Genomic DNA, 537 nt, shown 5'->3' on the forward strand with positions numbered 1-537 from the left:
GTGAAGTCGTAACAAGGTAGCCGTAGGGGAACCTGCGGCTGGATCACCTCCTTAATCGACGACATCAGCTGCTGCATGAGCTCCCACACGAATTGCTTGATTCATTGAAGAAGACGATAGAAGCAGCTTTAAGCTCCAAGCTGATAGCTCTGAGCTAACAGTTACAAGCTCGAAATTGGGTCTGTAGCTCAGTTGGTTAGAGCGCACCCCTGATAAGGGTGAGGTCGGCAGTTCGAATCTGCCCAGACCCACCAATTTTGTTATGGGGCCATAGCTCAGCTGGGAGAGCGCCTGCCTTGCACGCAGGAGGTCAGCGGTTCGATCCCGCTTGGCTCCACCATAAACTGCTTCGAAGTTTGAGAGTTTAGAAATGAATATTCGCACTGAATATTGATTTCTAGTCTTTTGATTAGATCGTTCTTTAAAAATTTGGGTATGTGATAGAAAGATAGACTGAACGTTACTTTCACTGGTAACGGATCAGGCTAAGGTAAAATTTGTGAGTTCTCTTAGTTGAGAAATTCGAATTTTCGGCGA

Annotated in this window: 2 tRNA genes and 1 rRNA gene; all 3 read left to right on the forward strand. The window is 46.2% G+C overall.

What is annotated here, in order from left to right:
• Nucleotides 1-54 (forward strand): 16S ribosomal RNA (locus tag QMX86_RS28135); the annotation flags it as partial.
• A 123-nt stretch (nt 55-177) separates the two neighbouring features.
• Nucleotides 178-254, forward strand: a tRNA-Ile gene (locus QMX86_RS28140).
• Nucleotides 255-264: 10 nt separating this feature from the next.
• Nucleotides 265-340 (forward strand) — tRNA-Ala (locus tag QMX86_RS28145).
• Nucleotides 341-537: the final 197 nt, after the last annotated feature.

Origin of the sequence: Pseudomonas sp. PS01270, from assembly GCF_029959775.1 — a bacterium.
Lineage (GTDB): Bacteria > Pseudomonadota > Gammaproteobacteria > Pseudomonadales > Pseudomonadaceae > Aquipseudomonas > Aquipseudomonas atacamensis.